Consider the following 2,946-nt stretch of genomic DNA (forward strand, 5'->3'; position numbering starts at 1 on the left):
ACCGGCAGCGGCCCCACCCGCTCCGCGCGGGCGGCCGGCCAGAAGGCCGCCGAAGCAGCCGACGCTGCCGCCGAGAAGGACACCAAGAAGTAGTTTTCCTTCAGCACACGCGGTAATGGGAGCTCCCCGATGGGGGGCTCCCATTTTGCTCTCCCGTCCTACCCCTTCACGACCGGCATCCCGGACTCCCGGCAAACCTGCTGATAGATTTCATGCCGTGAGAAGTGCTGCGCCCAGCGTGTCGATCGTCATCCCGGCCTTCAATGAAGAGTCGGTCATCCGCCAATGCATTTTCGCCGCGGTGTGCCAGTCCGTGGCTCCGTGGGAAATCATCGTCGTGGACAACAAATCGACCGACGGGACAGCGGACCTGGTCCGCGCGATGCAGGACGAATACCCCGATGTTCCCCTGATCCTGCTCGAGCAGGATGCGGAGCAAGGCCTGATCCCCACGCGCAACTTCGGTCTGGACCATGCCACCGGAGAAGTCCTGGGCAGGATCGACGCTGATTCCGTCCTGGAGCCCGACTGGGTTGAGCGCGTGCAAGCGGCTTTCGCCGACCCGGAAGTGATGGCCTGCACCGGCCCGGTGCTGTACTACGACATGCCGCTGCGGCGCTTCGGCCTCCAGGCCGACGACCGCCTGCGCCGCTTCGTCCTGAAACTGGCCAAGAAGCAATACCACTTCCTCTTCGGATCCAACATGGCCATCCGCCGCGGCGCCTGGGAGATTATCCGCAACGAGGTCTGCCGTGATGAGGCGGACGAGATGCACGAGGACATCGATATCTCCGTGCATCTGGCCGACCACGCGCTCAGGATCCAGTACGTGCCGGAAATGATCAGTGGAATGTCGGCCCGGCGGCTGGAGGATTCGCCCAAGGACTACCGGTATTACGTCACGCGCTTCGACCGGACGTACAACGTGCACAAGATCGACCGCCGCATGGCGCGGGTGCCGATGCTGATTTTCATGAGCGTCTACTACCCCGCGAAGCTGCTGCGCCGGGTTCACCAGGCCCGCACGCAGGTCCGCGTGACGCGCGGCGGGCTGTAGCCGCTAGTCCGTCCCGGGTCCGCTGGCTTCCGGCACCGGGTTCCGTGCCTGCACCTTGGACCTGTTCTGGGAGAGCACGACGGCGGCCAGGCCCGCCAGGATCAGTGCCAGCCCCGCATAGGTGCCCCACGGAAGGGTCTCGCCGAGGAACACGGCCGCCAGGGCAGCGGCTCCGGGGATTTCCAGCAGGATGATCATTGAAACCACCAGCGGACTCAAGACAGCCAGCAGATGGTTCAGCACCGAGTGACCCAGCAACTGGGCCACCACGGTCACGGCCAGGATTCCGGCCCAGGCCTGTGGCGGGAACCCTGTGAGCGGCTGTCCGAAAGCCAGCGCCATAGCCAGCAGGATGAGTGCGCACAAGCCGTAACAGATGGTGGTGTACGGCCCGGTCGACAGCCGGCGCCGCACCCGGCCGCCGGCCATCGTGTACACCCCGGCCATGGCCCCGCCGACCAGGCCAAGCAGGTCGCCCAGCAGCGCCTCGCTGGAGAGCCGCATATCGAACCCGGAGATCACCAGTACGCCGGCGAACGCGAGCCCAACACCGCACAGGATCAGCCGGGACGCCTTAATGCCGCGCAGCCGGTTGAACAGGACGATCCACGCCGACTGCAGGCAGACCAAAGCAGTCGCCGCCGCCACCGAGGTCAGCTGCAACGCGGTGATGAAACAGGCGAAGTGGAGCGCCAGCGCGACGGCCGCCACCGCGCTGAAGCCGATGTCCGACGTCGTCAGCTTCCGGAACTCCTGGCGCCGGCCGATCGCCGAGGGTACCCCCATCACGACGGCGCCGATGATGTTCCGCCAGAACGCGATGGCCAGGGCGGGGGCGGCAGTGGCAGCCATGATGGGCCCGGACGCGGAGATGCCGAGCACGGCCAGCGTGGCCAGGAAGATGATCACACCTTCAGCCTAGGGGTGAACCCGGCCAACCCCCATCCCGCCGCGGACGCAGCGGGGGACCGGACGCAGCGGGGGCGAGGTAACGCAGCGGGGGAGCAGCAGTGGGGGCGCGAACGCAGCGAGGCCCCGATCCGTAGATCGGGGCCTCGCATTTCCGGTGGAGGCAAGGGGACTCGAACCCCTAACCCCCTGCTTGCAAAGCAGGTGCGCTACCAATTGCGCCATGCCCCCGGAGGGTCCGGTCCGTGGGACCGGATGATGCCAGAGTCACTCGACCTTGTCGGTCGCGCGGCTCCAAGCGGATTTCTCCGCTTCGGATTCCTGCCACTTCTTGTACACGAAGACACCCGCGGCCGCGGCTGCCATCAGCAGCAACTTCTTCACGGTGTCCTCCCGACATCGGTGGGATCAGTCATCCGTGGGCGTACCAGGACTTGAACCTGGGACCTCTTCGTTATCAGCGAAGCGCTCTAACCGCCTGAGCTATACGCCCCCTGCCCTTGCGGGCCGAGATACGACTTTACAGTACGCCGGGCCGGAACTTCAAATCCGCTCAGTCGTCCGTCAGCGTGACCCCGATGCCGCCGACCAGCGTCGCCGAGATGTTGTAAAGCACCGCGGACAGCATGGCCAGCGCGGTCAGCAAGACCACGTTCACGACGGCGATGATGGTGGCGAAGGACGCCACCTGCCCCAGCGAGGCATAGGACCGCAGGTCGAATCCGCCGCCCTCGGTGCCCGCGACTTCCGTCAGCAGCCCGTTGACCCGGTCAAAGATGCCCGTGATGTCCAGCGTCGTCCAGAGGACGATGGAGGCCACCACGGTGACGATGCCGAGGGCAACGGAGAGCAGGAAGGCCATCTTCAGCACCGACCACGGGTCGACCTTGCTGACCAGCAGGCGGGCGCGGCGGACCTTGGCCTTCGGAGCCGGGCGCACGAGTCCCGGACGGGCGGGTTGGCCGGCCGGGCGCTGTGCG

4 protein-coding genes and 2 tRNA genes are annotated in these 2,946 nt (G+C 66.4%); 1 reads left to right on the plus strand and 5 read right to left on the minus strand.

Annotated elements, in window-relative coordinates:
* Positions 1 to 217 precede the first annotated feature (217 nt).
* Complete coding sequence (locus AC5RV2_RS16470) at positions 218 to 1,057, plus strand: glycosyltransferase family 2 protein (protein ID WP_494093229.1); 840 nt, start codon at positions 218 to 220, stop codon at positions 1,055 to 1,057.
* Positions 1,058 to 1,060: 3 nt separating this feature from the next.
* On the opposite strand, the gene AC5RV2_RS16475 is transcribed toward AC5RV2_RS16470, so the two are convergent.
* From AC5RV2_RS16475 to AC5RV2_RS16495, 5 genes are all read right to left on the minus strand, one after another.
* Positions 1,061 to 1,966: a DMT family transporter gene (locus tag AC5RV2_RS16475; protein WP_494093230.1), complete on the minus strand. Its 906-nt coding sequence runs from the start codon at positions 1,964 to 1,966 to the stop codon at positions 1,061 to 1,063.
* Positions 1,967 to 2,124: 158 nt separating this feature from the next.
* Positions 2,125 to 2,197 (minus strand) — tRNA-Ala (locus tag AC5RV2_RS16480).
* Between the two features lie 36 nt (positions 2,198 to 2,233).
* On the minus strand, positions 2,234 to 2,350 hold the full coding sequence (locus tag AC5RV2_RS16485) for a DLW-39 family protein (RefSeq protein WP_493978246.1): 117 nt from the start codon (positions 2,348 to 2,350) through the stop codon (positions 2,234 to 2,236).
* A 35-nt stretch (positions 2,351 to 2,385) separates the two neighbouring features.
* Positions 2,386 to 2,459: transfer RNA gene (locus tag AC5RV2_RS16490), tRNA-Ile, on the minus strand.
* A 60-nt stretch (positions 2,460 to 2,519) separates the two neighbouring features.
* On the minus strand, positions 2,520 to 2,946 hold a 427-nt coding region (locus AC5RV2_RS16495; RefSeq protein ID WP_494093231.1), incomplete at its 5' end, for a DUF3566 domain-containing protein.

Source organism: Arthrobacter sp. Y3225116 (genome assembly GCF_059091245.1).